This is a genomic window from Streptomyces sp. NPDC090022, assembly GCF_044748145.1.
Lineage (GTDB): Bacteria > Actinomycetota > Actinomycetes > Streptomycetales > Streptomycetaceae > Streptomyces.
Genome location: NZ_JBIVFN010000007.1, coordinates 74,762 through 100,984 on the forward strand (window position 1 = coordinate 74,762; position 26,223 = coordinate 100,984).

The 26,223-nt window shown below is 73.0% G+C and carries 31 protein-coding genes; 19 read left to right on the top strand and 12 right to left on the bottom strand.

The window, feature by feature from the left end:
* Window positions 1-52 precede the first annotated feature (52 nt).
* Window positions 53-1,267 (bottom strand): Ig-like domain-containing protein, encoded by a 1,215-nt coding sequence (locus ACIPXB_RS16250; RefSeq protein ID WP_401449789.1) that lies wholly within the window; start codon window positions 1,265-1,267, stop codon window positions 53-55.
* A gap of 277 nt (window positions 1,268-1,544) precedes the next feature.
* Between ACIPXB_RS16250 and ACIPXB_RS16255 the strand changes: the two genes are divergently transcribed.
* The 6 genes from ACIPXB_RS16255 (at window position 1,545) to ACIPXB_RS16280 (ending at window position 8,586) form a co-directional block, all read left to right on the top strand.
* Window positions 1,545-2,654, top strand: a complete 1,110-nt coding sequence (locus tag ACIPXB_RS16255) for a lipid II:glycine glycyltransferase FemX (protein ID WP_401450193.1) — start codon at window positions 1,545-1,547, stop codon at window positions 2,652-2,654.
* Window positions 2,655-2,716: 62 nt separating this feature from the next.
* Window positions 2,717-4,396 (top strand): murein biosynthesis integral membrane protein MurJ, encoded by a 1,680-nt coding sequence (murJ, locus tag ACIPXB_RS16260; protein ID WP_401450195.1) that lies wholly within the window; start codon window positions 2,717-2,719, stop codon window positions 4,394-4,396.
* Window positions 4,397-4,417: 21 nt separating this feature from the next.
* Entirely contained in the window at window positions 4,418-5,098 is a 681-nt protein-coding gene (locus ACIPXB_RS16265) for a response regulator (protein ID WP_401449792.1), read from the top strand.
* 10 nt (window positions 5,099-5,108) lie between these two features.
* On the top strand, window positions 5,109-6,557 hold the full coding sequence (locus ACIPXB_RS16270) for an ATP-binding protein (protein WP_401449794.1): 1,449 nt from the start codon (window positions 5,109-5,111) through the stop codon (window positions 6,555-6,557).
* The gene (locus ACIPXB_RS16275; RefSeq protein WP_401449796.1) at window positions 6,554-7,153 is read left to right on the top strand and encodes a hypothetical protein; all 600 of its coding nucleotides are present in this window, start codon (window positions 6,554-6,556) and stop codon (window positions 7,151-7,153) included. The genes ACIPXB_RS16270 and ACIPXB_RS16275 overlap by 4 nt, the downstream gene beginning before the upstream one ends.
* A 101-nt stretch (window positions 7,154-7,254) precedes the next feature.
* Complete coding sequence (locus ACIPXB_RS16280; RefSeq protein WP_401449799.1) at window positions 7,255-8,586, top strand: cytochrome P450; 1,332 nt, start codon at window positions 7,255-7,257, stop codon at window positions 8,584-8,586.
* On the opposite strand, the gene ACIPXB_RS16285 is transcribed toward ACIPXB_RS16280, so the two are convergent.
* Complete coding sequence (locus ACIPXB_RS16285; RefSeq protein WP_401449802.1) at window positions 8,546-9,271, bottom strand: hypothetical protein; 726 nt, start codon at window positions 9,269-9,271, stop codon at window positions 8,546-8,548. The two genes, ACIPXB_RS16280 and ACIPXB_RS16285, sit on opposite strands and share 41 nt — an antisense overlap.
* A gap of 99 nt (window positions 9,272-9,370) precedes the next feature.
* On the opposite strand from ACIPXB_RS16285, the gene ggt reads away from it, so the two are divergent.
* Window positions 9,371-11,167 (top strand): gamma-glutamyltransferase, encoded by a 1,797-nt coding sequence (gene ggt, locus ACIPXB_RS16290; RefSeq protein ID WP_401449805.1) that lies wholly within the window; start codon window positions 9,371-9,373, stop codon window positions 11,165-11,167.
* A gap of 74 nt (window positions 11,168-11,241) precedes the next feature.
* On the opposite strand, the gene map is transcribed toward ggt, so the two are convergent.
* A complete protein-coding gene (map, locus tag ACIPXB_RS16295; protein WP_401449808.1) occupies window positions 11,242-12,009 on the bottom strand; it encodes a type I methionyl aminopeptidase in 768 nt (255 codons plus the stop codon).
* A 73-nt stretch (window positions 12,010-12,082) separates the two neighbouring features.
* Here map and ACIPXB_RS16300 point away from each other — a divergent pair, with 73 nt between their 5' ends.
* The 8 genes from ACIPXB_RS16300 (at window position 12,083) to ACIPXB_RS16335 (ending at window position 19,702) form a co-directional block, all read left to right on the top strand.
* Window positions 12,083-12,334, top strand: a complete 252-nt coding sequence (locus tag ACIPXB_RS16300; protein WP_401449811.1) for a helix-turn-helix domain-containing protein — start codon at window positions 12,083-12,085, stop codon at window positions 12,332-12,334.
* Between the two features lie 381 nt (window positions 12,335-12,715).
* Window positions 12,716-13,096, top strand: a complete 381-nt coding sequence (locus ACIPXB_RS16305) for a PPOX class F420-dependent oxidoreductase (RefSeq protein ID WP_401449815.1) — start codon at window positions 12,716-12,718, stop codon at window positions 13,094-13,096.
* A gap of 58 nt (window positions 13,097-13,154) precedes the next feature.
* The gene (locus ACIPXB_RS16310) at window positions 13,155-14,663 is read left to right on the top strand and encodes a hypothetical protein (protein ID WP_401449818.1); all 1,509 of its coding nucleotides are present in this window, start codon (window positions 13,155-13,157) and stop codon (window positions 14,661-14,663) included.
* Window positions 14,664-14,813: 150 nt separating this feature from the next.
* Complete coding sequence (locus ACIPXB_RS16315; RefSeq protein WP_401449821.1) at window positions 14,814-15,656, top strand: nitrilase-related carbon-nitrogen hydrolase; 843 nt, start codon at window positions 14,814-14,816, stop codon at window positions 15,654-15,656.
* A 38-nt stretch (window positions 15,657-15,694) separates the two neighbouring features.
* Window positions 15,695-16,960 carry an aspartate aminotransferase family protein gene (locus tag ACIPXB_RS16320; RefSeq protein WP_401450197.1) on the top strand — a complete coding sequence of 422 codons (1,266 nt, stop codon included), beginning with the start codon at window positions 15,695-15,697 and terminating at the stop codon, window positions 16,958-16,960.
* A gap of 17 nt (window positions 16,961-16,977) precedes the next feature.
* Complete coding sequence (locus tag ACIPXB_RS16325; RefSeq protein ID WP_401449824.1) at window positions 16,978-17,220, top strand: hypothetical protein; 243 nt, start codon at window positions 16,978-16,980, stop codon at window positions 17,218-17,220.
* A gap of 20 nt (window positions 17,221-17,240) precedes the next feature.
* Window positions 17,241-18,629 carry a dihydropyrimidinase gene (gene hydA / locus ACIPXB_RS16330; RefSeq protein WP_401449827.1) on the top strand — a complete coding sequence of 463 codons (1,389 nt, stop codon included), beginning with the start codon at window positions 17,241-17,243 and terminating at the stop codon, window positions 18,627-18,629.
* A gap of 56 nt (window positions 18,630-18,685) precedes the next feature.
* A complete protein-coding gene (locus ACIPXB_RS16335) occupies window positions 18,686-19,702 on the top strand; it encodes a TIGR03842 family LLM class F420-dependent oxidoreductase (RefSeq protein ID WP_401449830.1) in 1,017 nt (338 codons plus the stop codon).
* Between the two features lie 308 nt (window positions 19,703-20,010).
* On the opposite strand, the gene ACIPXB_RS16340 is transcribed toward ACIPXB_RS16335, so the two are convergent.
* Window positions 20,011-20,187, bottom strand: coding sequence for a hypothetical protein (locus ACIPXB_RS16340; RefSeq protein WP_401449832.1), 177 nt, complete (start codon window positions 20,185-20,187; stop codon window positions 20,011-20,013).
* A gap of 70 nt (window positions 20,188-20,257) precedes the next feature.
* Between ACIPXB_RS16340 and ACIPXB_RS16345 the strand changes: the two genes are divergently transcribed.
* From ACIPXB_RS16345 to ACIPXB_RS16355, 3 genes are read left to right on the top strand one after another with little or no spacing between them, the layout of a single operon-like run.
* Window positions 20,258-20,710 (top strand): ATP-binding protein, encoded by a 453-nt coding sequence (locus ACIPXB_RS16345; RefSeq protein ID WP_401449835.1) that lies wholly within the window; start codon window positions 20,258-20,260, stop codon window positions 20,708-20,710.
* Window positions 20,707-20,922, top strand: a complete 216-nt coding sequence (locus ACIPXB_RS16350) for a hypothetical protein (RefSeq protein ID WP_401449837.1) — start codon at window positions 20,707-20,709, stop codon at window positions 20,920-20,922. Before ACIPXB_RS16345 ends, ACIPXB_RS16350 begins: the two co-directional genes overlap by 4 nt.
* A gap of 29 nt (window positions 20,923-20,951) precedes the next feature.
* Window positions 20,952-21,080, top strand: coding sequence for a DUF6126 family protein (locus ACIPXB_RS16355; RefSeq protein ID WP_401449840.1), 129 nt, complete (start codon window positions 20,952-20,954; stop codon window positions 21,078-21,080).
* 151 nt (window positions 21,081-21,231) lie between these two features.
* On the opposite strand, the gene ACIPXB_RS16360 is transcribed toward ACIPXB_RS16355, so the two are convergent.
* From ACIPXB_RS16360 to ACIPXB_RS16395, 8 genes are all read right to left on the bottom strand, one after another.
* Window positions 21,232-21,567, bottom strand: a complete 336-nt coding sequence (locus tag ACIPXB_RS16360; protein ID WP_401450200.1) for an ArsR/SmtB family transcription factor — start codon at window positions 21,565-21,567, stop codon at window positions 21,232-21,234.
* 225 nt (window positions 21,568-21,792) lie between these two features.
* Window positions 21,793-22,014 (bottom strand): alkylphosphonate utilization protein, encoded by a 222-nt coding sequence (locus tag ACIPXB_RS16365; protein WP_401449842.1) that lies wholly within the window; start codon window positions 22,012-22,014, stop codon window positions 21,793-21,795.
* 33 nt (window positions 22,015-22,047) lie between these two features.
* Entirely contained in the window at window positions 22,048-22,464 is a 417-nt protein-coding gene (locus tag ACIPXB_RS16370) for an STAS domain-containing protein (RefSeq protein WP_401449844.1), read from the bottom strand.
* 29 nt (window positions 22,465-22,493) lie between these two features.
* On the bottom strand, window positions 22,494-22,919 hold the full coding sequence (locus tag ACIPXB_RS16375; RefSeq protein ID WP_401449847.1) for an ATP-binding protein: 426 nt from the start codon (window positions 22,917-22,919) through the stop codon (window positions 22,494-22,496).
* Window positions 22,916-23,320: a pyridoxamine 5'-phosphate oxidase family protein gene (locus ACIPXB_RS16380; protein WP_401449849.1), complete on the bottom strand. Its 405-nt coding sequence runs from the start codon at window positions 23,318-23,320 to the stop codon at window positions 22,916-22,918. Before ACIPXB_RS16380 ends, ACIPXB_RS16375 begins: the two co-directional genes overlap by 4 nt.
* A 20-nt stretch (window positions 23,321-23,340) precedes the next feature.
* On the bottom strand, window positions 23,341-25,083 hold the full coding sequence (locus ACIPXB_RS16385) for a SulP family inorganic anion transporter (protein WP_401449850.1): 1,743 nt from the start codon (window positions 25,081-25,083) through the stop codon (window positions 23,341-23,343).
* A complete protein-coding gene (locus ACIPXB_RS16390) occupies window positions 25,080-25,421 on the bottom strand; it encodes an ArsR/SmtB family transcription factor (protein WP_401449853.1) in 342 nt (113 codons plus the stop codon). Before ACIPXB_RS16390 ends, ACIPXB_RS16385 begins: the two co-directional genes overlap by 4 nt.
* Window positions 25,422-25,582: 161 nt before the next feature.
* On the bottom strand, window positions 25,583-25,759 hold the full coding sequence (locus ACIPXB_RS16395; RefSeq protein WP_401450225.1) for a hypothetical protein: 177 nt from the start codon (window positions 25,757-25,759) through the stop codon (window positions 25,583-25,585).
* Between ACIPXB_RS16395 and ACIPXB_RS16400 the strand changes: the two genes are divergently transcribed.
* Window positions 25,758-26,093 carry an LLM class flavin-dependent oxidoreductase gene (locus ACIPXB_RS16400; protein ID WP_401450203.1) on the top strand — a complete coding sequence of 112 codons (336 nt, stop codon included), beginning with the start codon at window positions 25,758-25,760 and terminating at the stop codon, window positions 26,091-26,093. The genes ACIPXB_RS16395 and ACIPXB_RS16400 overlap by 2 nt on opposite strands.
* Window positions 26,094-26,223: the final 130 nt, after the last annotated feature.

A 26,223-nucleotide genomic window follows, 5' to 3' on the forward strand; every position in this document is an offset into this window, starting at 1 on the left:
CCATCGGTAAGTTACGCGGTGGTAACGATTGGCCGAACGGAGGCCGTCCGAATCAGCCGTTCTGCGGGGTGCCGCCGAGGGCGCTCTTCGCCTTCCACTGCTCCCAGGTCAGGTTCCACTCGCCGTAGCCGTTGCCGATCTCGGCCTGGCCCTTGGAGCCGTCGCCGGTCACCTCCACCAGGTCACCGACCTGCGCCTCGGCGAACAGGGCCTTGGCGTCGGCGTCGCTCATGCCCACGCAGCCCGAGCTGGTGTTGGCCCGGCCGAAGACGCCCGCGTTCCAGGGCGCGGCGTGGATGTACATGCCCGACCAGGTCACCCGCATCGAGTAGTCGACCATCTTGTCGTAGGAGTCGCCCAGGCCCACCGTCTGGGAGTCCATCCGGATGGTGCCCTCCTTGGTCATCAGGACCATCTTCCCGGACCAGGAGGCCTTCTTCCCGCCCGGCGTGCCCGCCGAGACGGGGATCGTCTTCACCGTCCTGCCGTCCTCGGTCACCGTCATCTTCTTGGTGTCGAGGTCGACCGTCATCCGGCGGTCCTTCCCGATCTTGAACTCGGTGTTGTAGTCCCGGACGAAGTACCCGCCGCCGGGGCCGGAGTCGACACCGTTGAGGTTCATCTGCACCTTCACGTCGGTGCCGGACTTCCAGAACTCCTTGGGCCGCCAGTCCACCCGGTCCGCGCCGGTGTAGTCCTTGAACCAGCCCCACGAGCCCTCGGTGCCGTTCGAGGTGGTGACCTTGAGCTGCTTCTCCACCTCGGCCTTGTTCTTCACCGGGTTGTCGAACACCAGCGAGATCGGCTGGGCGATGCCCACCGTCCCGCCGCTGGCCTTGCCCGGGACGATGGTGACCTTGTTCACCTTGTCGGCCGCGGTGGTCTTGAACTGGGCCGTGGCGCTCTGGCTGTCGGTGTTCTGCGCCTCGACCTTGTAGTCCGTGCCCGGGGCGGCGTTGCGCTCGGAGGTCCACGTCCTGCCGTCGGCAGCTATCTGGCCCGGCAGTTCGCCGCCCTTGCCGTCGACCACCTTGACCAGCGAGAACTTCCCCTCGGCCAGCGACACCTTCACCGGCTCGCCCGCCTTGACCTGCTCCCCCGTCAGGTTCACGGAGATGGCCATGTCCTTCTTCTTCATCTCGCCCTTGGCGTCACCCGATCCGCCGGACCCGCCGGCACCGCCGGAACACGAGGCGGTCAGGGCGGCGGCCAGGAGTGCGGCCCCCGCGACGGCGGCCTGGCGTGCGGTGCGGCGTGTGCGGCTCAACGAAAACCCCTCCGAAGCAATGATGTTCCGCAAAGAAGGATGCGGACGCCCCGACTTTAGGTTGCGCATTCCTCGGAAAATATCGGCACATTCGGTTGTGACATGGACCGCAGCAAAACGGTCATCATCCGGTCACAATCGCCGCGCACACCGGTCACGGGCGGCTGTGAGAGTCCTTTGACGATCCGGAACCAGAGGAAGGCCGACAGCCGTGTGCGCTCTGCTCGTGACCCCCGCCCAGCAGCATCAGGACCCGCGCGAGGGCCAGGAGCTCGCCGTGCGCACCCTGCCGGTCCCGGAGTACCTCGCCCTGCTCGCGCGGCACGGCCGGGCGAGCTTTCTGCAGTACCCGTCCTGGGCCGGGGTAAAGGACCTCTGGCGCTCGGAAAGGGTCGGATGGCACGTGACGTCGGGGGAACTCGCCGGGGGCGCCCTCGTTCTCTATCGCCAATTCCCCGGCACCCGCAAATACTTCGCCTACCTTCCCGAAGGGCCCGTCGCCGACTGGACCGACCCGCACGTCGACCGCTGGCTGGACCCGCTGCTGCGCCACCTGCGCGCCGCCGGCGCCTTCGCCGTACGCATCGGTCCCACCCCCGCCTACCGGCGCTGGGACGCGGCCACCGTCAAGGCCGCCGCCGGGCCCGGGCGCCGGCTGGCCGACGTGCTCGCCAGCGAGGTGGACCCGCTCGGCAGCGCCGTCGCCGACCGGCTGCGCGCCCGCGGCTGGCAGCGCTGCGGCGGCGAGTCCGACGGCGACGCCCAGCCCCGCCACGTCTTCCGCGTCCCGCTCGCCGGCCGCACCGTGGACGGCCTGTGGACCGGACTGAACCAGGAGTGGCGCCGTAACGTCCGCAGGGCCGAGAAGGCCGGTGTCGAGACGGTCCTGGGCAGCGCCGCCGACCTGCCCGAGTTCTACCGGCTGCTGCGGATCACCGAGGAGCGCGACGGCTTCCGGCTCGGCCGCTCCCTGGGCTACTACCAGCAGCAGTACGAGGTCCTCAACGCCGAGGCGCCCGGCCGTATGCGGCTCTACCTGGCCAGGCACCAGGGCGAGATCCTCGCCGCGCACACCATGATCGTGGCCGGGAAGCGGGTCTGGTACCAGACCGGCGCCTCCGCCGACCACCGCCGCGAGGTCCGCCCCAGCAACGCCCTGCAGTGGCGCATGCTGTGCGACGCCCACGCGCTGGGCGCCGACGAGTACGACATGCGCGGGGTACCCTCCACCCTTGACCCCGACGAACGTTCATTCGGTTTGCTGCGCTGGAAGCTCGGCACCGGCGGGCAGGTCGTCGAGACGCTCGGAGAGTGGGAGACCCCGATGGACGGCTACGCCAACACGGCGCTCTACAGGGCCTTCCAGGCCTACCTCGCCCGCCGGTGACGGCCCCCGCCCCCGCCCCCGCCCGGTCCGCGGCCACTTCCGATTCCGCCGACGCCACCGACATCGCCCGCGCCACCGACACGGCCGGCGCGAGCCCGGCGAGGGCCCCGGCGAGGAGCTCGGTGCTGCGCAGCGGCGCCGTCATGGCGGCCGGCTCGATCGTCTCCCGCGCCACCGGATTCATCCGCTCCGCCGTCGTGGTCGCGGCCCTCGGCACCGGCCTGCTCGGCGACGGCTACGCCGTCGCCAACACGGTGCCCAACATCATCTACATGCTGCTCATCGGCGGCGCCCTCAACGCCGTCTTCGTCCCCGAACTGGTCCGGGCCGCCAAGGAGCACGCCGACGGCGGCGCCGCCTACACCGACCGGCTGCTGACCGCGTGCACGGTCGCCCTGGTGGCGCTCACCGCCGTCGCGGTCCTCGCGGCTCCGCTGATCGTCTCGGCGTACACCGACTACACCGGCGCCCAGGCGGACACCACCGTGGCGCTGGCCCGCTACTGCCTGCCGCAGATCCTCTTCTACGGCCTGTTCACCCTCCTCGGGCAGGTGCTGAACGCGCGCGGCCGGTTCGGCGCGATGATGTGGACGCCGGTCCTGAACAACCTGGTGATCATCAGCGTCTTCGGGCTGTTCCTCCTGCTCGCGCACGACACCGCCGACGGCCTGAGCGCGGCCGACACCCGGCTGCTCGGCTGGGGCACCACCGCCGGCATCGTCGTCCAGGCCCTCGCCCTGATCCCCTCGCTGCGCGCCGCCGGCTTCCGCTGGCGCCCCCGCTTCGACTGGCGCGGGAGCGGCCTGGCCCGCCCGCTGCGCAACGCCGGCTGGACGGTCCTGCTGGTCCTCACCAACCAGATCGCCTACTGGGTCGTCACCCGCCTGTCCACCACCACCGGCCGGGTGGCCGCCGAGACCGGGGTCGCGGGCGGCGCGGGCTACACCGCCTACAGCAACGCGTACCAGCTGTTGATCGTCCCCCAGGGCATCATCACCGTCTCCCTCGTCACCGCCCTCATGCCCCGCATGAGCGCCGCCGCCACCGACGGCGACCTGGGCGCCGTACGCCGCGACGTCTCCTCCGCGCTGCGCTCCAGCGCCGCCCTCGTCGTGCCCGCCGCCTGCGTCTTCGCGGTGCTGGCCCCCTGGGTGATCGGCAGCGTCTTCGAGTACGGGCGCACCGGCGCCGCCGACATCGAGGTCATGGCGGGCATCCTGGTCGCGTTCGCGCCCGGCCTGATCGCCTTCTCCGGCCAGTACGTGCTCTCGCGCGGCTTCTACGCCCTCTCCGACACCCGGACCCCGTTCCTCCTCAACCTGGTCATCGCAGGCTCGAACGCGGCGCTCTCGGCCGCCGCGTACGCCGTGCTGCCACCGCGCTGGGCGGTCACCGGCATGGCCGCCGCCTCCTCCGTCGCCTTCGCCGCCGGCATGGCCGTCACCGCGTACACCCTCGCCCGCCGCCTGGGCCCGCGCGGCGCCGCCCGCGCCGGGCGCCGGGCCACGGCCGTGGGCACCCACCTGCGGCTGCTGGCCGCCTGCCTGCCCGCCGGCGCCGCCGGGTACGCCGCCGCGCGCGCCGCCGCCGGCGGGGGCGACCTCGCCGCGGCCGGCGCGGGAACCGTGGTGATCGCCGCCGTCGTCGTACTCCTCGCCCGGCCCCTGAGGCTGGCCGAGATCACCGAACCGCTGGACTCCCTGCGCCGCCGTATCGGCCGACGGCGCCAGGAAACGCCATGACCACCTGGGGACACTGACCGGATGCCACGCGTACTGCTCATCGAGGACGACCCGTCCGTACGGGAAGGAGTGGGCCTGGGCCTGCGCCGCCGCGGCCACGACGTGAGCGCGGCCGAGACCGGCGAGGAGGGCCTGGCGCGGCTCGCCGCGTTCCGCCCCGAACTGGTCCTCCTCGACCTCATGCTCCCCGGGATCAACGGCGTCCAGGTCTGCCGCCGCATCCGCGAGACCAGCCAGGTGCCCATCATCATGCTGACCGCGCGCGGCGACGACTTCGACATCGTCGTCGGCCTGGAGGCCGGGGCCGACGACTACATCGTCAAGCCCGCCCGCACCGAGGTGATAGAGGCCCGGATCAAGGCGGTCCTGCGCCGCCTGTACGACCCGGCGGCCCGGCCCGGCATCGAGTTCCACGGCGAGCTCGCCGTCGACCGCGCCGGACTGACCGTCGCCAAGAACGGCGACCGGGTCGCCCTCGCTCCCAGCGAACTCAAGCTGCTCCTGCACCTGTCCGCCTCGCCCGAGCAGGTCTTCAGCCGCCAGCAGCTCCTCGAGTACGTGTGGGAGCACAGCTACCACGCCGACGCCCGGCTCGTCGACGCCTGCGTGCGGCGGCTGCGCCACAAGATCGAGGACAGTTCCGGCAGCCCCCGCTACATCCAGACGGTGCGCGGCTTCGGCTACCGCTTCGGACCGCTGTGAGGCGCCGCCCGTGCCCCGCATAGCCCCGCTCGGCCTGCGCACCCGCCTGGTCGCGGCGTTCCTGCTGGTCGCCGCGATCAGCGCGGTCACCACCGCCGCCCTGACCTACCGGGAGGCGCGGACCGCCATCCTCAAGCAGAGCCAGGACACCGCGGTGGGCACCCTGCGCGACCTGACCGGGAGCCTGTCGGTCCAGCTGCCGTTCGACCAGCAGTCGCTCCAGCGCGAGACCTCCGAGATCGGCCGGCGCGGCAAGCCCAATCCCTGGGTCGTCTACGGCGAGTACGGCGGCCTGCGGGCCACCTCCAACGTCGGCGGCCCGACCACCTCCCGGCACATCAGCGACGCCCTGCGCACCCAGGTGCTCACCCATCCGCACGGTGTCTTCCAGCGGGTGCGCAGCGACGCCGGAACCCCCGTGCTCGTCGTCGCCATGCCCGCCGTCTTCACCGTCGACGCCGGCACCCGGCCCACCGGACTCGTCTTCTACGCCGTCATGCCGATGCAGACCGAGAAGCGGACCGTCGACCTGATGGTCGACGCCGCCCGCACCGGGGCCCTGCCGGGCCTGGCCATCGCGCTCGTCCCCGCCCTGCTCGCCGCCCGCAGCGTGCTGCGCCCCGTCCGTGACCTGCGCAAGGCCGCGCAACGGCTGGGACTGGGCCGGCTGGACACCCGGATCGAGGTCCGCGGCGCCGACGAACTCGCCGGGCTCGCTCGTACCTTCAACGAGACCGCGGGCGCCCTGGAGACGTCCGTCGAGGACCTGCGGCAGGCCGAGGCCCGGGCCCGCCGGTTCGCCTCCGACGTCTCCCACGAACTGCGCACCCCGCTCGCCGGGATGCTCGCCGTCACCGAGGTCCTCGACGAGGAGGCCGACGCCCTCGGCCCCGACACCGCCAAGGCACTGCGGCTGATCAGCACCGAGACCGGCAAGCTGGCCGTCCTCGTCGAGGACCTGATGGAGATCTCCCGCTTCGACGCCCGGGCCGCCGAGCTCAACCTCGACGACGTGGACGTCGCCGAGGCGGTGGGCAAGACCCTGGAGCGGCGGCACTGGAACGACGGGCGGGTGGTGACCGACCTCCCGCAGGGGGTCCGGGCCCGGCTCGATCCGCGCCGCTTCGACGTGGTCCTCGCCAACCTCGTCGGCAACGCCCTCAAACACGGGGACGCCCCGGTACGGGTCTCCGCGCGCGCCGAGTTCCGGCCCGGCGGGCCCTGGCTGACCCTGCGGGTCGCCGACAGCGGCCCCGGGATCGCCGACTCGGTCCTGCCGCACATCTTCGACCGCTTCTACAAGGCCGACGCCGCCCGGACCCGGTCCGCCGGGTCCGGGCTGGGGCTGGCGATCACCAGGGAGAACATCCACCTGCACGGAGGCACCGTCCGCGCCGGCAACGCGCCGGCCGGGGGAGCGGTGTTCACCGTGGAGATGCCGCTGGAGGCCGGCCCATGACGAGCTTGCCCACGCGCACGCGCACGCGTCTCCGGAAGCGGGCGGCCGGCGAGCGCGGCGGGAGGGCCGCCGTGGCCGCCGCCGGTGCCGCCGCCGGTGCCACCGCCGGTGCCACCGCCGTGGCCGTCGCACTGGCCGGGGCACTGCTGTCCGGCTGCGGCATCAAGCCCACCAGCGCGGTCGAGGCCGGTGCCCCGGCCACCGTCAGCGTGCCCGTGGGCCCGGAGACCGCCTTCGTGTACTTCCTCTCGCCCGAGGGCCGGCTGATGCCCGCCGCACGCCGGAGCACGCTGCCGATGCCGGCCTCCGAGGTGCTGTACCGGCTGCTGCGCGGCCCCACGGACGAGGACCGGGCCGCCGGACTGCACACCGAACTGCCCCCGGTGGACACCGTGGCCGGTGCCTCCTGGGGCGTGGAGACCATCGACCCCGCCACCATGCGGGTGCGGCTGTACTTCCCGGTCGGGCCGCTGTCCTGGCCGGCCCGGCGCCAGCTGGTGTGCACGGTCGCCCACGCCGCACGGCCGGGTCAGGACACCGAGGTCGTGCTCACCGGCCCGGACGGCGATCTCGACGCCGAGCGCTGCCGGCTCTGAACGTCCCCGGCGTGCCGTCGGCGTGCCGTCTGCGTGCCGTCTGCGTGCCGTCGGCGTACGCGGCCTTGCGCGCGGTGCGTCCCGCGCCCCACCGTGGCCCCATGGATCACGTCGCACCGGATGCCGGGGCCCCCGCCGACGCCGTACCCGCCGCACCGCCCTTCGCCGCGGACGATGCCGACGATGCGGACGTGCCGGACGTCTTCGACCCGCGTCTGTACGCCGAGGGCCTCCCGCTCGCGCGCTACCGGCGGCTGCGCGAGCGGCACCCCGTCGCCCGGCAGGCCGAGCCGGAGGTGCTGGGCTGGCCGGCCGGGCCCGGGTTCTGGGCGGTGACCCGGCACGCCGATGTGGTCCGCGTCCTGCGCGACCACCGCACCTTCTCCTCCCACCTGGGCGCGACCCAGATCCGCGACCCCGACCCGGCCGACCTGCCCTTCATCCGGCGCACCATGCTCAACCAGGACCCTCCCGGCCACGGGCGGCTGCGCCGGCTGGTCTCCCGCGCCTTCACCCCCGCGCGCGTCGACGCCTTCGAGCACCGGGTGCGCGAACGGGCCCGTACCCTGCTGCGTGCCGCCCGCGACGGGGCCGAGGACGGCAGCGCCGACGTGGTGCGCACCGTCACCGACGAGTACGCCCTGCTCAACCTCGCCGACCTGATGGGCGTACCGCCCGCCGACCGGGGCCTGCTGCTGGAGTGGACCGTACGGATCATCGGCTACCAGGACCCCGAGGACGCGCCCGCGCCCCCGCTCGGCCCCGACGGCAAGCCGCTGAATCCGCGCTCACCCGCCCTGCTGGGCGAGATGTTCGGCTACGCCCGCGAACTGGCCGCCCACAAGCGGGACCACCCGGGCGACGACCTGATGACCGTGCTGGCCACGAGCGGGCTGGACGAGGCCGAACTGGAGATGTTCTTCTTCCTGCTCACCGTCGCGGGCAACGACACCGTGCGCAGCGCCGCCCCGGGCGGGCTGCTGGCGCTGGCCCGCCGTCCCGATGCCCACCGGCTGCTCGCCGACGGCCGGGTCCCCGTCGCACGCGCCGTCGAGGAACTCCTGCGGGTCCACCCGCCGGTGCTCAGCTTCCGCCGGACCGCCGCCGTCGACACCGAACTCGCCGGCCGGACCGTTCGCGCCGGGGACAAGGTGGTCGTCTTCCACGCCGCCGCCAACCACGACGAACGGGTCTTCGCCGACCCCGAACGCCTCGACCTGGCCCGCACCCCCAACCCGCACGTCTCCTTCGGCGACGGACCGCACGTCTGCCTCGGCGCACACTTCGCCCGGCTTCAGCTGCGCGTCCTGCACGAGGAGTGGACCGCCGCCATGCCCGCGCCGGAACTGGCGGGTCCGCCGCGCCGGCTGGTGTCCAACTTCATCAACGGGATCACACGGCTGCCGCTTCGGGTGTCCGGGCGGCCCGGGTGACGTCCGCGACCAGCTCGGTCACGTCCGGGCCGTACGCCTGCGAGTTGACCACCTTGAGCACCAGCGCGAAGGAGGCCCCCCGGTGGCGGTGGGCCAGCCGCTCGTGGTGGCGGGCCAGGTAGCGGGCGGCCGCCTGGTTGCTCACCGCGGTCTGCCCCGAGATCAGGAACACCGGGCGGGCGCCCTCCGTGTTCGTCAGCCGCGCCAGCAGCACGTGCTCCACCGTGCCCTTCTCCCAGCGGTACGTCTCCCCGCCCACGTGGATCGCGCCCCGGTCCGGCCCCGGCTCGGTGTCGAGGTTGACGCGCACGCCCGGCAGCATCGAGGCCAGGTGGGCGGTGGTGCGCGCGTTGGAGGCCGGGCCGCCGACGCAGAACTCGGCGCGCTCGCCGAAGCCCTGGCGCGCCCCGTCGTGCGTGACGATCTGCACGGTGGCCCCGCAGTCCTTGATCAGGGCCGATATCTCCAGCAGCGCGAACGCGTCGTGGCGGTGCACCGACCCCTCCGTGCCGCCCATCTGGCGGTTGACGACGAACAGGCAGTCCGACCCTGTCGGCAGCCCGAAGAAGGCCTGCTTGCGACGGAGCCCCCGGCGCCACAGATAGGTCCGGGCGAACCAGCCGAACCCGCCGCTGATCGCGGTGGCCACCACCCCGAGCACGATGTTGCGCACGTCGTCGTTCATGCGGCGGATGCTAGCCGCAACCACGCGCTCCTGACGCGGGGGGTGCGGTGAAGTTACAGTGCCGAGCCTAGGCCCCGGCTGTCGACTGGGAGGTACGGGATGCGTCGTCCCGCCGCACGTCAGTTAGCGCTCGTCGCCCTCGCCGGCGCGCTCGTCTCCACCGGGGCCGCCGCGCCGCCGTCCGCGGGCACCCCGCCCAAGGTGCCGGTCGCCGCCGGCTACGGCGGGGCCGTCGCCAGCGCCGACGCCGACGCGTCGGCGGCCGGGATCGCCGTCCTGCGGTCCGGCGGCAATGCCGTGGACGCGGCTGTCGCCACCGCCGCGGCGCTCGGCGTCACCGAGCCGTACTCGGCGGGCATCGGCGGAGGCGGCTACTTCGTCTACTACGACGCCTCCTCCCGCCGCGTGCACACCATCGACGGCCGCGAGACCGCCCCCGCCACGGCCACCGAGACCCTCTTCCAGGAGAACGGCGTCCCGATCCCCTTCGCGGAGGGCCAGACCAGCGGCCGTGCCGTCGGCGTCCCCGGCACGCCGGCCACCTGGAAGACGGCGCTGGAGGCCTGGGGCTCGCGGCCGCTGGCCCCGCTCCTGCGCCCCGCCGAGAAACTGGCCCGCGACGGCTTCACCGTGGACGCCACCTTCCGTGCCCAGACCGCGGCCAACGAGGCCCGCTTCCGGGACTTCCCGGACACGTCCCGGCTGTTCCTGCCCGGGGGTCAGCTTCCCGTCGTCGGCTCCACCTTCAAGAACCCCGACCTCGCCGCCACGTATGCCGAGATCGCCCGCAAGGGCACCGGCGCCATGTACCGCGGCCCGATCGCCGACGACATCGTCCGTACGGTCCGTACGCCGCCCGTCGACCCGGCCGCGACCCGCATCGTCCGCGCCGGTGACCTGACCGCCGGGGACCTGCGCGCCTACAGCACCAAGCGGCAGCAGCCGACGCGGATCCGCTACCGCGGCCTGGACGTGTACGGCATGGCTCCCTCCTCCTCGGGCGGCACCACCGTGGGCGAGGCGCTCAACATCCTGGAGCGTTCCGACCTCTCGCGGCTCTCCGAGACCCAGTACCTGCACCACTTCATCGAGGCCTCCCGGATCTCCTTCGCCGACCGCGGCCGCTGGGTCGGCGACCCGGCCTTCGAGGACGTGCCCACCCAGGCCCTGCTCTCCCAGCGGTACGCCGACACGCGCGCCTGCCTCATCTCGCCCGACCGGGCGCTGACCAGCCCGCTCGCGCCGGGCGATCCGCGCAACCCCGTCCCCTGCGCCACCGCCGGCCGGGCGGCCCCGACCACCTACGAGGGGGAGAACACCACCCACCTCACGGTCGCCGACCGCTGGGGCAACGTGGTCTCCTACACCCTCACCATCGAGTCCACCGGCGGCAGCGCCATCACCGTGCCCGGCCGCGGTTTCCTCCTGAACAACGAGCTGACCGACTTCTCCTTCGCCCCGGCCGCCCCCGGCGTGCCGGACCCCAACCTGCCCGGCCCCGGGAAGCGGCCTCGCTCCTCGATGTCCCCGACCATCGTCCTGGAGGACGGCCGCCCGCTCCTGGCCGTCGGCTCCCCGGGCGGCGCCACCATCATCACCACCGTCCTGCAGACCCTGACCGGCCATCTGGACCGCGGCCTGCCGCTGGTCGAGGCGATCGCCGCACCCCGCGCCAGCCAGCGCAACCAGACCACCACCGAACTGGAACCAGGCCTGTGGGACAGCCCGCTGCGCGCCGAACTGGAGGCCCTCGGGCAGGGCTTCCGGCAGAACCCGGAGATCGGGGCCGCCACCGGCGTCCAGCGCCTCCCGGACGGCCGCTGGCTGGCCGCCGCCGAGAAGACCCGCCGGGGCGGCGGTTCGGCGATGGTCGTCCATCCGTACGGAAAACCGTGACCGGCGGGCAGACCTGACCGCCCGTCGGCCGTGACCGTGGCCGGCCTGACCGTCCGTGAGGCCGGCCCGGCCGGTCACAGGGCGGTCAGGATCCGCGGACCGTCGGCGGTGATCGCGACCGTGTGCTCCGCGTGCGCGGCGCGGCTTCCGTCGACCGTCCGCAGGGTCCAGCCGTCCCCGTCGGTGCGGTAGTCGTCGGTGCCGCCCGCGATCACCATCGGTTCGATCGCGAGCACCATGCCGGCGCGCAGTCTCATACCGCGCCCCGCCGGCCCCTCGTTGGGGACGCCCGGGTCCTCGTGCATGCTGCGGCCGATCCCGTGTCCGCCGAAGCCGTCGGGTATGCCGTACCCCGCGGACCGGACGACCCTGCCGATGGCGTGCGCGATGTCCCCGATCCGCCGGCCGGGCCGGGCCTGCTCGATACCGGCCGTCAGGGCGGCCTCCGCCGTCCCGATCAGCCGCAGGTCGGCTGGGCGGGCCGTGCCGACGGTGAAGCTGACGGCGGCGTCACCCGCCCATCCGCGCAGCCGGGCGCCGCAGTCGACGCTGACCAGGTCGCCGTCGCGCAGCCGGTAGCCGTCCGGGACGCCGTGCACGATCGCGTCGTTGACGGAGGCGCACACGACCGCCGGGAAGGGGACGGGGGCGAACGACGGCCGGTAGCCGAGGAAGGGCGAGCTCGTGCCCGCCTCCCGCAGCACCGCGCGGGCCGTCCGGTCCAGGTCCAGCAGGGAGCTGCCGACCCGCGCGCTCGCGCGGACGGCTGCCAGGGCGCGCGCGACGACCCGGCCGGCCTCGCGCATCGCGTCGATCTCGTGATCCGTCTTGAGTTCCACCATGCCAATAACTATACCGGTATAAGAATCCCGGGCGACCCTTGTGGACAACCGGACCGGTATTAGAATGGGGCGCATGGTCCGTACCCCCCTGACTCCCGAGGAACGCGAGCGCGGCGAGCGGCTGGGCGCCCTGCTGCGCCAGGCGCGCGGCGGCCGCAGCATGGTCGAGGTCGCCGCGGCCGCCGGGCTCTCCGCCGAGACGCTCCGCAAGATCGAGACCGGCCGGGCGCCCACGCCCGCCTTCTTCACGGTGGCCGCCCTCGCCCAGGCCCTCGCCCTGTCGATGGACGAGATCGTGAGCCACTGCGCCTGCGCGCCCGCCTGACGGCCGCCCGGCCCGCCCGGACCGCCGGTAGGCCCAGCCCCCGGCCCGCCCGCCCCGGCCTCGCCGTCCCGCCGATCGGCCCAATCGGTGATCGGCGGGCCCCGGCGCGGGGCAGGGGTGAGGGGGTGTCAGCCAGGAACGCATCCCAGCAGCTCGGCATCGGCCTCCTCGGCGCGCTCCTCGCCGGCGGGCTGCTGCTCGCCACCTGCGCGGTGCCCGAGGGCCGCACCCCGCCCCGGGGCGGCACCCCGGGCGACGCCGGGGAACCCGCGGCCCGCCCCGAGCGGCCCCCGGCGCCCGCCCCCGGCCGCTCAACCCTTCCCGGGCTCGGCCCTTCCCGGACTCCGGGAGGCGTCGACCGGCGAGGGCTACCCTCGCGCCATGAGTCTTGAGAACCTGGGCCGGAGCCGTTACGTCAGCCTCACCACCTACCGCAAGGACGGCACACCCGTGGCCACCCCCGTGTGGGCGGTCGCCGAGGCGGGCGAGCTCTTCGTGTGGACCCGTACCCACACGTGGAAGGTCAAGCGGATCCGCAACAATCCCCGCGTCACCGTCGCCGCGTGCGACGTGCGCGGACGCCTCGATGAGGGCACCCCGGTGCTGGAGGGGCAGGCCCGGCTGCTGGACCAGGCGGGCCTGAAGCGGGTGCGGCGGATGATGTCGCGCAAGTACACGTGGCAGTACTGGATCGTCGACGTCCCGGCCACCATCGCCCGCGGTGGGAAGCGCCCGCACACCGCGATCGCCGTCAAGCTTTGAGGCTCTCGTAGTCCGCCCGTAACACGGATGGGATGCAATGCCGTCCATGGAGACGGCGATGAGTGAACTGGCCGCGTACATGCGCGGGTTGACGGCGCTGCTCGACCCGGCCGCAGGATGGTACGGCGAATTCCTGCGGCGGGACCCGGACGGAGTGCGGGCCTGTCTGGACGGCTCCGCGATCCCCCCGTGGGACGTCGTGGAGTCGCTGCTCCAGGACCTGGCGGCGACCCGCGGCACCGACCTCGCACAGCGGCACTCCCACCGGATCGCGGACCTGCGGCGGGCGGCGGTCACGGCCTTCGACCGCCGGCCGGGCGGCGCGGCGGACCTCCATGCGCTGCTCGCTTCGGCAGCCGCCGAGCGCGCGGCCGCCGAGGCCGCCGTCCGCACCCTGACCGCCCGGCTCTCGGCCGCCGCCCCCTCGGGCCCGGCCGGGCGGCCCCGCGCGGACCGGCCCGAGGCCGCGGACCAGGAGCTCCTGGCCCACGAACTGTCCTGGACCCGCGACGACCTGGCCCGCGCCGCCGCCCGCGTGGCGGACCTGTCGGACCGGCTGCGCGTGCTGGCCGCGGCGCCCGAACCCCCCGCCCGGACCCTCGCGGAAGCCGCCGCCCAGGCACCGGCCGACTCCGCGCAGCTGCCCGGCGTCCCCCGGCAGCGTGCGGCCGCCCCGGGCGAGGCCGTCGGCGTTCCCGAACCCGCGGTGCGTTCGCTGGGGGCCGCCCGGCGGCTGCGGGCCGGCCGCCGCTCCGGGGGAGCGCGGTACGCCGGCACCGACAGCCACGCACAGGCACCCACCGGCCCGCCCGCCGTCGTACCGCCACCGGCGACCGGACCGCGCGGCGCCCGCTTCGGCCACCCCGCCGCGGCAGCCGACCGTACCGGCCCCGGCCACTCCTCCGGCGCGTACCCGGAAGCGGGGCAGCCGGCACCGGATACCGCCCCGCAGCAGGCACCCCGGCATGCACCCCGGCAGGCGCCGCAGCCAACACCCCAGCAGGCTCAGCAGCAGGCACCGCAACCGGCACCGGAACTGGACGGTGCCGCCGCCCGGAGCACCGGCGAGCTCGTCGCCGAACTCATCGCCCTGCGCTCCCAGGGCCGCACCGGAGAGGCCCACGCCGTGCTCTGCGAGGCGGCGGCCTGGCCCGCCGGCCGGCTGCCGGGCCTGGCCGGGGAACTGGAGCGGGCCGGGCTCGGCGCGGACTGGGGACTGCTGCTGTGGGAGGCGGCCTCGCTGCCGCCCGAGCGGCTGGCCGCGGCCGCCGCCGCGCTCGGCGAGGCGGGCCGTCTGGACGACTGCGGGAGGCTGCTGCGCCAGGGCATCGCACGCCCGGCCGACGAGATCGCCGACGCCGCCCTCGCGCTGGCCGAGGCCGGCCGGGAACGGGAGGCCGGCCTGCTCCTGGACGCGTTCGTCCGCGTCCGCACCGCCGAGGAGGCCGCCCGCCTGGCCCGGCGCGACCCGCGGTGGTTCGCCCCGCGCCTGCTGAGCGCCGCGCGCGCGGTGTCCGACGTACGGCACCGCGACCTCCAGTACGCCCTGCGCGTGGTCAGAGACTGACCGCAACCCGGCGCAGCCGGACCTAACTTGATCGATTGCGCCATCCGTGCGCGGTGGTCTTGCCCGGAGGTGTGACGGGGCTTACGGTCTCGTACCTACGCAGATCGTCTACGTGCGTAGAGGCCGGCGTCCCGTCGCAAGGAGCAGCTCATGGCCCACATCGTCCGCGCCGCGCTCGTCCAGGCCACCTGGACCGGCGACACCGACTCGATGATCGCCAAACACGAGGAGCACGCCCGCACCGCTGCCGCCCAGGGCGCGCAGATCATCGGTTTCCAGGAGGTGTTCAACGCCCCCTACTTCTGCCAGGTCCAGGAGCCCGAGCACTACCGCTGGGCCGAGCCCGTCCCGGACGGCCCGACCGTCCGCCGGATGCAGGAGCTCGCCCGCGAGACCGGCATGGTGATCGTCGTCCCGGTCTTCGAGATCGAGAAGCAGGGCTTCTACTACAACACCGCCGCCGTCATCGACGCCGACGGAAGCTACCTCGGCAAGTACCGCAAGCACCACATCCCCCAGGTCAAGGGCTTCTGGGAGAAGTACTACTTCCGCCCGGGCAACCTCGGCTGGCCCGTCTTCGACACCGCCGTCGGCCGGATCGGGGTCTACATCTGCTACGACCGCCACTTCCCGGAGGGCTGGCGCCAGCTCGGGCTGGCCGGCGCGCAGCTCGTCTACAACCCCTCCGCCACCCACCGCGGCCTGTCCGCGTACCTGTGGCAGCTGGAGCAGCCCGCCGCGGCCGTCGCCAACGAGTACTTCATCGCGGCCATCAACCGCATCGGCCAGGAGGAGTACGGCGACAACGACTTCTACGGCACGAGCTACTTCGTCGACCCCCGCGGCCAGTTCGTCGGCGAGCCCGCCAGCGACAAGGAGGAGGAACTCCTCGTCCGCGACCTCGACTTCGACCTGATCGACGAGGTCCGCACCCAGTGGGCCTTCTACCGCGACCGCCGCCCCGACGCCTACGGAGGGCTCGTACAGCCGTGACCGACCCGATCCCGCTCCTCCACCGCCACCGGGCCGTCATGCCCGACTGGCTGGCCCTGTACTACGAACGCCCCCTCGAACTCACCCACGGCGAGGGCCGGCACGTCTGGGACGCCGACGGCAACCGCTACCTCGACTTCTTCGGCGGCATCCTCACCACCATGACCGCCCACGCGCTGCCGGAGGTCACCAAGGCCGTCGCCGAGCAGGCCGGCCGCATGATCCACTCCTCGACGCTCTACCTCAACCGGCCGATGATCGAGCTGGCCGAGCGGATCGCGGCGCTGTCCGGCATCCCCGACGCCCGGGTCTTCTTCACCACCTCCGGCACCGAGGCCAACGACACCGCCCTGCTGCTGGCCACCGCCCACCGCCGCTCCAACCAGGTCCTGGCGATGCGCAACAGCTACCACGGCCGCTCCTTCTCCACCGTCGCCGTCACCGGCAACCGCGGCTGGTCCCCGACCAGCCTCTCGCCGCTGCAGACGTACTACGTGCACGGCGCCGTCCGCGGCCGCGGCCCCTTCGCGCACCTGAGCGACGCCGAGTTCACCGCGGCCGCCGTCGCCGACCTCGAGGACGTGCTCGGCCAGGCCCGCGGCCAGGTCGCCGCGCTGATCGCCGAACCCGTCCAGGGCGTCGGCGGGTTCACCGCCCCGCCCGACGGCCTCTACGCCGCCTTCCGCGAGGTCCTCGCCCGGCACGGCATCCTGTGGATCAGCGACGAGGTGCAGACCGGCTGGGGCCGCACCGGTGAGCACTTCTGGGGCTGGCAGGCGCACGCCGAGAACGGCCCGCCCGACATCCTCACCTTCGCCAAGGGCATCGGCAACGGCATGTCCATCGGCGGAGTCGTCGCCCGCGCCGAGATCATGAACTGCGTCGACACCAACTCCATCTCCACCTTCGGCGGCTCCCCGGTCACCATGGCCGCGGGCAACGCCAACCTGGCCTACCTCCTCGAGCACGACCTCCAGGGCAACGCCCGCCGCGTCGGCGGCCTGCTGCTGGAGCGGCTGCGCGCCATCGCGGCCGGGCTGCCCGCCGTACGCGAGGTCCGCGGCCGCGGCCTGATGGCCGGCATCGAGCTGACCCGGCCCGGCACCGACCGGGCCGACCCGGACGCGGCCTCGGCCGTCCTGGAGGCGGCCCGCGAACGTGGCCTGCTGCTCGGCAAGGGCGGCGGCCACGACACCAGCGTGCTGCGCATCGCACCGCCGCTCACCCTCACCGTCGCCGAGGCCGACGAGGGCGCCGAGATCCTCGCCGGGGCCCTGCGTACCGCCACCGCCACCGTCACCTAGCCGGGGGGAGCCGCACCGTGACCTTCCGCACCCTGATCCGCGGCGGGCTCGTCATCACCGCCGCCGACGAGCTGCACGCGGACGTCCTGATCGAGGACGGCCGGATCGCCGCACTCGCGGCACACGGCACGGCCGCGGCCGAGTCCTGGACGGCCGACCGCACCCTCGACGCCGCCGGGAAGTACGTCACCCCGGGCGGCGTCGACGCCCACACCCGCATGGAGCTGCCCTTCGGCGGCCCTCCGACTCCGGCATTCTGACGGGAAGGGATTCCTCGGATATGACCAGAACTCTCATCACCGGTGGTCTCGTGATCACCGCTGCCGAAGAGCTGCACGCGGATGTTCTGATGGAGGACGGCCGCGTCGTGGCGATGGCGACCGCGGGCAGCCAGGACTGGACTGCCGACCGGGTGATCGACGCCTCCCATAAATACGTGATCCCGGGCGGGGTAGACGCGCACACGCACATGGAGCTGCCGTTCGGTGGCACTTTCGCGTCGGACACGTTCGAGACCGGGACGCGAGCTGCGGCCTGGGGTGGCACGACGACGATCATCGATTTCGCGGTTCAGTCGCAGGGGCAATCCCTGCGGGCCGGTCTGGACGCGTGGTACGACAAGGCTGATGGCACATGCGCGATCGACTACGCATTCCACATGATCGTGTCGGATGTAAACGAGCACACGCTCAAGGAAATGGACGGACTTGTTGAAGAAGGCGTGAGTTCGTTCAAATTGTTTATGGCATATCCGGGGGTCTTCTACTCGGATGACGGTCAGATCCTGCGCGCGATGCAGCGAGCCTCCGGCAACGGCGGGCTGATCATGATGCACGCCGAGAACGGCATCGCGATCGACGTTCTCATCGAGCAGGCCCTGGCCCGCGGGGAGACCGACCCACGCCACCACGGCGAGGTCCGCAAGGTCCTGCTGGAGGCGGAGGCCACGCACCGCGCCATCCAGCTCGCCCGGGTGGCCGGCTCTCCGCTGTACGTCGTCCATGTCTCCGCGGAAGAAGCGGTCGCCGAGCTCGCGGCCGCCCGTGACAAGGGTCTGCCGGTCTTCGGCGAGACCTGTCCGCAGTACCTCTTCCTGTCGACCGACAACCTGGCGGAGCCGGACTTCCAGGGCGCCAAGTACGTCTGCTCCACGCCGCTCAGGCCGCGCGAGCACCAGGCGGCGCTATGGCGGGGGCTGCGGACCAACGACCTCCAGGTGGTCTCCACCGACCACTGCCCGTTCTGCTTCCGGGGCCAGAAGGAGCTGGGCCGCGGGGACTTCTCGAAGATCCCGAACGGGCTGCCGGGGGTGGAGAACCGGATGGACCTCCTCCACCAGGCCGTCCTGGACGGGCACATCAGCCGCCGCCGCTGGATCGAGATCGCGTGTGCGACCCCGGCCCGGATGTTCGGCCTCTACCCGCAGAAGGGCACCATCGCGCCCGGTTCCGACGCCGACATCGTCCTCTACGATCCGCACGCCGAGCAGGTCATCTCCGCCGAGACGCACCACATGAACGTGGACTACTCGGCGTACGAGGGCAAGCGGATCACCGGACGCGTGGACACGGTCCTCTCGCGCGGCGAGGTCGTCATCGACCGGCGCGAGTACGTAGGCCGTGCCGGCCACGGTGCCTTCGTTCACCGTTCCACCTGCCAGTACCTCTAAGGGGCGTACGGGGCCCGCACGCCCCGGCGCCCGTACTCCCCAGCAAGGAGCGACGCATGGACTTCGGCCTCGTCCTGCAGACCGACCCGCCCGCCTCCCAGGTGATCAGCCTGATGAAGCGCGCCGAACGCAACGGCTTCCGCTACGGCTGGACCTTCGACTCGGCCGTGCTGTGGCAGGAACCCTTCGTCATCTACAGCCAGATCCTGGCCAACACCCAGAAACTCCACATCGGCCCGATGGTCACCAATCCCGGGACCCGCACCTGGGAGGTCACCGCCTCCACCTTCGCCACCCTCAACGACATGTACGGCAACCGCACCGTGTGCGGCATCGGCCGCGGCGACTCGGCGATGCGGGTCGCCGGCCGTGCCCCCAACACCCTGGCCCGCCTGGGCGAGGCCATCGACGTCATCCGCGACCTGGCCGAGGGCCGCGAGGCGGTCGTGGACGGCAACCGGATCCGCATCCCGTGGATCAAGGAGGGCAGGCTCCCCGTCTGGATGGCGGCGTACGGCCCCAAGGCGCTCGCCCTGACCGGCCAGAAGGCAGACGGCTTCATCCTCCAGCTCGCCGACCCGTTCCTCACGGAGTGGATGGTCAAGGCGGTCCGCGACGCGGCGAAGGCGGCCGGCCGGGACCCGGACTCGATCACCATCTGCGTCGCCGCCCCGGCGTACGTCACGGCCGACGACTCGCCGGCCGCCCTGGCCCACGCCCGGGACCAGTGCCGCTGGTTCGGCGGGATGGTCGGCAATCACGTCGCCGACCTGGTCTCCCGCTACGGGGAGCACTCGGGCATGGTCCCGGACGAGCTCACCGAGTACATCAAGTCCCGCCAGGGCTATGACTACAGCCACCACGGTCGCGCCGGCAACCCGTCCACCGACTTCGTCCCGGACGAGATCGTCGACCGCTTCTGCCTCCTCGGCCCGGCCGAGGCCCACCTCGAGAAGCTCCGAGCCCTGCGGGACCTCGGCGTCGACCAGTTCGCCGTCTACGACATGCACGACGCGAGGGAGGCCACCATCGATGCCTACGGCCAGCAGATCATCCCCGCCATCAACGGCTGAAGCGGCTGCGGAAGCTGACCGCCGAGCAGGCGAAGACGATCGAGATCCTGAAAAAGAGCGACTGCCTTCTCCATGAAGGAGAGCGACCGGTGAGCGAGCCGAACCGCGCCGGCAGGGGCAGCCGGTCGACCACAAGTGGGTGGCCCGGGTCATGCCAGAGCACGGCATCGCCGGGACGCGGGCTGTGGTCGGGGCCGCTGCGAACTGGCCGGCCAGCGGGTGCGCCGGATCCGCTGACGGGTACGGCCCGGGCATCGTTGGCCGCCGGTGGCACCACCAGGGGTAGACTTGCAGAGTTCTGCAATTTATTAGTTCCAGGGTGTGTGGACGGGGGTTGTGGTGTGGCCGGGTTCGCGGAGGCGGCGCTGGAGCGGGTCCGGGTGGCGCGGGCACGCCTGGCGGCTGCGCGAGAGGCTGATGACGCCTTCGAGGAGGCGCAGGCCGCCGAGGAACTGGAGGACGCGCTGCGTGTGGCCCGTGATCACGGCGTTGCGGTGGACGGGGCGGGTGGCCGGTGAGACGGGCGGGGAAGTCCGTTGCGCGGGCGGCCCGGTAGTGGGCCGTCACCCGAGCCGGCAGCCCGCGGCGCGGCTGGAGCCGCACTCACGCCGGGACGTGTGGGCGGTTCCGCTGGTGCCGGGCTCGGTACGGGCCGCGCGGGAGCGTACGGAGCGGGCGCTGCTGCTGTTCGGCCTGGCGCCCGGTTCCTCGCTGGGCGGGGCCGTGCTGCTGGTGGTCAGCGAGCTCGTCGCCAACGCCGTCCGCCATGCCCAGCAGTCCCCGGACGCCGAGGTGGCCCTGACCATGGCCGATCACCTGCTGGTCGTGGGCGTCGGGGACCTGGATCCCCGGCCTGTGACGCCGAGTGCCCGCTCCACGGGGCAGGGGCTGCGCACGGTGGCTGACCTGGCGCGCACGTACGGCGGTGATGTGCGCGTCGAGCCCGCTGCCGGCGGGCGCGGGAAGACGGTCGTGGTCCGCTTCGTCCTGCCCACAGGCACCCCGTGACCAGCACCGACGAAAGGCAGGCCCGAATGTACGACATCACCTGCGTGGGCGCGGCCGCCGAGCCTTCCACGGTAGCGGTGGCGGCCGGCGACGTGGCGGCCGTCATCGAGCAGGCCGACCGGGACGGCATCAGGGTTCTCGTCCGCCCGTACGCCCGTCGGCACGGCGAGCAGGAGACCGTCATGACCGGGAAGGGAGACCAGCAGCGATGAAGGACGGCAAGCCCGAGGAGACAGCCGCGGTGAGAGATTCCGAGAGGTGGAAGGAGAAGGGAGTCGCCCTGCGTGCCTTCTTCTACATCTTCGGCACGCACGTGTTCGCCGGGTTCGTCTACCTGCTGTTCTACCTGGGCCAGCACGCCCAGAAGTAACCGCGGTCCCTCCGGAGGCATCCCATGGCCGAGACGGGACCGGACACCCTCAACGGCGACCGGAAAAGGGGGAGCGGCCGTCTCCCGGTGTCAGAAGCGCCGGGTGAACCCGTGCTACGGGAGACGGCCGCCGATCAGGGGCGTGCGCCGGCTATCGGGGGCCGGTGGCGCGCAGGTCGGCCAGGAGTTCGGCCTGGCCTTGGAGGACGCCGGAGAGGATGCCGCGTGCGACGCGGAGCAGTTCGGCGATGTCGGGGCTGGTGAGCCGGTAGTACACGTTGGAGCCCTCGCGGCGGGTGGCGACGAGGTTGGCCTTGCGCAGGACGGCGAGCTGCTGGGACAGGCTGGCGGCCTCGATGCCGACCTCGGGCAGCAGCTCGGCGACGGCGTGCTCGCGCTCGCTGAGCAGTTCCAGGACGCGGATGCGGGCGGGGTGGCCGAGGGTTTTGAAGAAATCGGCCTTGAGCTGGTAGAGCGGGGTGCTCACCTGCGCGCTCGCGCTGTCGGCCGTGGCCGCGTTCTTCGCGCCTGTACGTGGCACCTCATCCACCCAAACTCTTCGACGTGGGGACTGCCGGGCTGTCCCCGCCAGTATCTCTGTGGCCTCCACAATTGCAGATTTCTGCAACTGATGGACACCTGTGCGGGCGGTTCGGGGCGTATGGCCCGCCCCAGGCGGGGCCATACGTCACCTACCGGCCGCGGCGCCGGGTCACGCCTTCTTGAGGAACTCGGTCTTGAGGACGAGGCCCTTGACCTTCTTGGTGTTGCACTCGATCTCGCCCGGGCGGGAGGTCAGGCGGATGTTCTTGACCAGGGTGCCGCGCTTGAGGGTCTCGGAGGTGCCCTTGACCTTCAGGTCCTTGATCAGGGTGACCGAGTCGCCGTCCGCCAGGACGGTTCCGTTGCTGTCCTTCACTACGACGTCGTTCATGGTGTCTTCCTTGCTGCTCGGAGGGGGTGGTGTTCAGATCAGGCCGGGTGCCGCCGCGGGCGTGCCGGCCGGCCAGTGGTCGCTGCACCACTGGCGCTGTTGTCCGTCCGGTGCCGCGTTGTGGGCGGCCAGGGCGGTGGTCAGATCGCAGTGGACGGGGATCGGAGGGCAGCTGCTGTCGGGGACGAGTGAGCCGTCGGCCGGGATCGAGGCGAGTTCCAGCGGTCGGCCCTCGGCGGCGAGCCGGCGGGCGGCCTGGGCGACGGCGAGCTGCCCGCCCACCGACCAGCCGAGCAGTCCGCTCAGGTCGAGGATGACCGGGCCGGTGCCGCGGGCCACAACCCAGCCGATCGCACCGGTGAACCGTGCGATCGCGTCGGAGCCGAGGTGTCCGGCCAGGGACAGTACGCCCAGGCCGGGGTGGGTGGTGTAGCGCCACTCGATCGTCATCATCGCTCTTTCATCGCTGAACTGCGTTCCTACAGGGGCAGGGTGATCCAGATGCTCTTGCCGCGGCCGTCCGGGTCGGGGCGGGCGACGGCTGTGCCGCCCAGTTCCATGGTCATCTCGATCACCGTGGCCAGCCCGCTGCCCCGGCCGGTGGCCAGGGCCCCGTTGAGGGCGGGCTGGTAGGGGTGGCGGTCGTGGACGGCGAACGCGAACACGCCGGGCCCGTGCGCGTAGGTGACCGTGACGGTCGGGGAGAGCGGGGCGGCGTGGCGGACGCAGTTGGTGACCAGCTCGGCCAGGATCAGCAGGGCCGGCCCCACGCTCGGGTGCCGCAGTCCGACGCCGCACTCGGCCAGCACCAGCTCGGTGGTCTCCCGCGCCAGGCGTACGGCCGCACCGGTCGTGGGCAGGGTCAGCACGTGCCGGTAGGGCAGGATCCGGGCCCGGACGGTCACCGGGGGCCGCCCTCCTGCCGGCGGGGGCGGGCGAGGCGGAACCCGGACACGGACTGGGGGTGCAGCCGTAGCAGGGTGTCGTGCGGGCCGTGGGCCCAGCCCGGGAGTGTGCGCCGGTAGTGGGCGGCTTCGTCGGGGTCGGTGAGGACGTCGGCGGGGCCGTGGGCGGTCACCGTCCACCCGGTCCCCGCCGGGTGGCGGATCTCGTCGACGTGGTAGGTCAGGAGTGCTCTGCCCTCGATCGCGGCGGCCTGGACGGGCGCGCGGACGACGAGACGGCCGTACTCCATCACGTGGGTGGCGGGCCGGACGACGGCCTGCTCGCGCTGGATGTAGACCAGCCGGCCCTGGGCGGAGCCCTCCAGCAACCACAGGGCCTCGGTCCCGGTGACGTCGAGCATACGGCGATCGGTGGGGGCGGTCATCGCGGGCCTTTCCGGTGCGGCAGGTGCGGCAGGTGCGGGTGAGGGCGGTGTCGGGTGGGCAGCAGCCCGGCCTGTTCCAGGTGTGTGCGGGCCCCGGCGATCGCCTCGGGGGTGGTGGCGTACTCGCGTCCCTCGTGCTGGAGCAGGGCCAGCGCGCCGACCGATTCCAGGGCCTGGCGCTGGCCGGGGCGGATGCCGGAGGTCAGCACGGTGATCCCGCGCCGGTTCAGCTTCTGAACCGCGTCCTTGAGTACGAGTGCGCCGGTGGCGTCCATGGTGGTGACCCGGGACATCCGAAGGATCACCACGCGCACGTCGGCGACCTCGGACAGCTCCAGCAGGAAGCGGTGGGCGCCGGCGAAGAAGAGCGGGCCGTCGATCCGGTAGGCGGCGATGTGCTCGGCCAGCAGTGCGTGTTCCTCCTCGCTGTGCTCGCCGGGCAGGTCGGGCCGGAAGTCGACTTGGTCCATCCGGGTCTGCGCCGCCACCGCCCGCAGCGCGAGCGCGCCGGCCACGACCAGCCCGGTGATCACCGCGTAGACCAGGTCCAGCGCCAGGGTGGCGCCGGCGGTCAGGACCAGCACCACCGCATCCGAGCGGGTGGCCTTGGCCATGGCGCGCAGGGAGCCGACCTCGACCATGCGTATCGCGGTCGCCAGCAGCACACCGGCCAGCGCGGCCAGCGGGATCTTCGACACCAGCGGGGCGGCGGCGAACACGATCACCCCGAGGATCACCGCGTGGGTGAGCGCGGCCAGGCGGGAGGAGGCTCCGGTGCGGACATTGACGGCGGTCCGGGCTATCGCCGCGGTCGCCGGCACACCACCGAACAGCGGGGCCGCCAGATTCGCGATCCCCTGCCCGAACAGCTCCTTGTCCGGATCGTGCTTCTGCCCCACCGTCATCCCGTCCGCGACCGTCGCCGACAGCAGCGACTCCAGCGCGGCCAGCGCCGCCACCGCCACCGCCGGGGCCAGCAGCGACCCGAACGCGGAGACGTCCAGGAAACCGAGTGAAGGGGCGGGCAGCCCGGACGGCAGCTCCCCGATCGGCGCCGCGCCCCGCAGACCGAAGACCTGGACGAGGACGGTGGCGGCGACGACCGCGACGATCGAGAACGGCACCGTCGGCCGCCACCGCGCCCCGGCCAGCATCACCGCCGCCACCCCGAGCGAGAGACCGATCGCGGTCCAGTTCGGGGCCTGAGTGAACTCCACCACGGCCCGCCAGGCCACGGCCAGGACCTTCTCGCCCTCGGGCTTGTCCACCCCCAGCGCGTTCGGGACCTGCTGGAGGCCGATCACACACGCGATGCCGAGGGTGAAACCCTCCACCACCGGCGCCGGCACATAACTCATGTACCGGCCGGCCCGCAGCAGCGCCAGTGCGACCAGCAGCACCCCGGCCATCAGACCGACCGTGAGGACGCCGCCGGGCCCGTACCGCGCGACGATCGGCACCAGCACCACCGTCATCGCCCCGGTCGGCCCCGACACCTGGAGGTTCGAGCCACCGAACAGCGCCGCCACCGCACCCGCCACCACAGCCGTGGCCAGACCCGCCTCCGCGCCCAGGCCGGAGGAGACACCGAAGCCGAGCGCCAGCGGAAGAGCGACGATGGCCACCGTCAGGCCGGCCAGCAGATCCCGCCGCGGATCACGGGCCATCACCGCGAAGTCGGCACGCGCGGGCAGAACCGCCCGCACCCGGCGCGCGGACCGGACCAGGACCTCGTTCACGACGCGGCCCCCTCGCCCTCGTGCAGCGTCTCCAGCAGCCCGGTCCGCTCGGACAGCACCTCGGTCAGGATCCGCCGTGCGGCCAGCATCAGCTGGGCCACATCCCCGCCCGCCAGCTCGTACACCACCGTCGTCCCGTCCCGGGACGAGGTCACGATCCCCGACCGGCGCAGCACCGCCAGCTGCTGAGACAACGCCGACGGCTCCACCTCGATCGCCGCCAGCAGCTCCCGCACCGGCAACGGCCCGTCCTGCAACAGCTCCAGCACCCGTATCCGCACCGGGTGCCCCAGCATCCGGAAGAACTCGGCCTTCGCCTGATACAGCGGAACCGGCACGACCTCGCACCCTTCTGCGCCACAGGAACCGACATCTGGCGCTGGGCCCGCGGATACCAGCGGGCACAGCACTCACAGCATCTATTGAATTGCAGATATTTGCAATTTGTGGATGCTGTGGGCCCGCTGCCCCGGGACGCTCGCCGGCCCGGTCGGCACGGCTACGAGCAGGGCCGGAGCTGCCAGGGCTCGCGGGTGGTGGCGGCCTCGCGGTCGGGCAGTACCCCGATCCGCTCGCCGGTCTCGGCGTCGACGATGATCGTGGCGTAGCTGTGCCGGCGCCGCAGGGCGAAGCCGGACGCCGCCCCGGCCGCCACCGTCCGGCCCGGTCCAGGCATCGGCCGAGACGGACCGGGCCAGTACGTGGCCGCGTGGGCCCGGGCGGCTGCCTCGAAACAGGGTCCGCTGCTGGTTCGGTGGGCGAGGGCCAAGGCCCGGCAGGGCTACGACCACAGCCACCACGGCCGCGCCGGGAACCCGGCCACGGAGTTCGTGCCCGACGAGATCGTCGACCGCTTCTGCCTGCTGGGCCCGCCGGCGGCGCACATCGAGAAGCTGCGCGCCCTGCGCGACCTCGGGATCGACCAGTGCGCCGTCTACGACATGCACGACGCGAGGGAGACGACGATCGACGCGTACGGCGCCGAGATCATCCCGGCGGTCGACGGCTGACGCCCGCGGGCCGTGGGGGGGGGCGCGGGGGGGGGGCCCCCCCCCCCCGGGGGGGCGGGGGGGGGGGGGGGCCGGCCGCGGGGGGGGGGGGGGCGGGGGGGGCGGGGGGCCCCCCCCCCCCGCCCCGCCT

What these genes read in the sequence shown, in the direction of transcription:
- ACIPXB_RS16265 (WP_401449792.1), top strand. Translation starts at nt 4,418, where the DNA reads ATGCCACGCGTACTGCTCATCGAGGACGACCCGTCCGTACGGGAAGGA.
- ACIPXB_RS16275 (WP_401449796.1), top strand. Translation starts at nt 6,554, where the DNA reads ATGACGAGCTTGCCCACGCGCACGCGCACGCGTCTCCGGAAGCGGGCG.
- ACIPXB_RS16280 (WP_401449799.1), top strand. Translation starts at nt 7,255, where the DNA reads ATGGATCACGTCGCACCGGATGCCGGGGCCCCCGCCGACGCCGTACCC.
- ACIPXB_RS16285 (WP_401449802.1), bottom strand. Translation starts at nt 9,271, where the DNA reads ATGAACGACGACGTGCGCAACATCGTGCTCGGGGTGGTGGCCACCGCG.
- ggt (WP_401449805.1), top strand. Translation starts at nt 9,371, where the DNA reads ATGCGTCGTCCCGCCGCACGTCAGTTAGCGCTCGTCGCCCTCGCCGGC.
- map (WP_401449808.1), bottom strand. Translation starts at nt 12,009, where the DNA reads ATGGTGGAACTCAAGACGGATCACGAGATCGACGCGATGCGCGAGGCC.
- ACIPXB_RS16300 (WP_401449811.1), top strand. Translation starts at nt 12,083, where the DNA reads ATGGTCCGTACCCCCCTGACTCCCGAGGAACGCGAGCGCGGCGAGCGG.
- ACIPXB_RS16305 (WP_401449815.1), top strand. Translation starts at nt 12,716, where the DNA reads ATGAGTCTTGAGAACCTGGGCCGGAGCCGTTACGTCAGCCTCACCACC.
- ACIPXB_RS16310 (WP_401449818.1), top strand. Translation starts at nt 13,155, where the DNA reads ATGAGTGAACTGGCCGCGTACATGCGCGGGTTGACGGCGCTGCTCGAC.
- ACIPXB_RS16315 (WP_401449821.1), top strand. Translation starts at nt 14,814, where the DNA reads ATGGCCCACATCGTCCGCGCCGCGCTCGTCCAGGCCACCTGGACCGGC.
- ACIPXB_RS16320 (WP_401450197.1), top strand. Translation starts at nt 15,695, where the DNA reads ATGCCCGACTGGCTGGCCCTGTACTACGAACGCCCCCTCGAACTCACC.
- hydA (WP_401449827.1), top strand. Translation starts at nt 17,241, where the DNA reads ATGACCAGAACTCTCATCACCGGTGGTCTCGTGATCACCGCTGCCGAA.
- ACIPXB_RS16335 (WP_401449830.1), top strand. Translation starts at nt 18,686, where the DNA reads ATGGACTTCGGCCTCGTCCTGCAGACCGACCCGCCCGCCTCCCAGGTG.
- ACIPXB_RS16365 (WP_401449842.1), bottom strand. Translation starts at nt 22,014, where the DNA reads ATGAACGACGTCGTAGTGAAGGACAGCAACGGAACCGTCCTGGCGGAC.
- ACIPXB_RS16370 (WP_401449844.1), bottom strand. Translation starts at nt 22,464, where the DNA reads ATGACGATCGAGTGGCGCTACACCACCCACCCCGGCCTGGGCGTACTG.
- ACIPXB_RS16380 (WP_401449849.1), bottom strand. Translation starts at nt 23,320, where the DNA reads ATGCTCGACGTCACCGGGACCGAGGCCCTGTGGTTGCTGGAGGGCTCC.
- ACIPXB_RS16395 (WP_401450225.1), bottom strand. Translation starts at nt 25,759, where the DNA reads ATGCCTGGACCGGGCCGGACGGTGGCGGCCGGGGCGGCGTCCGGCTTC.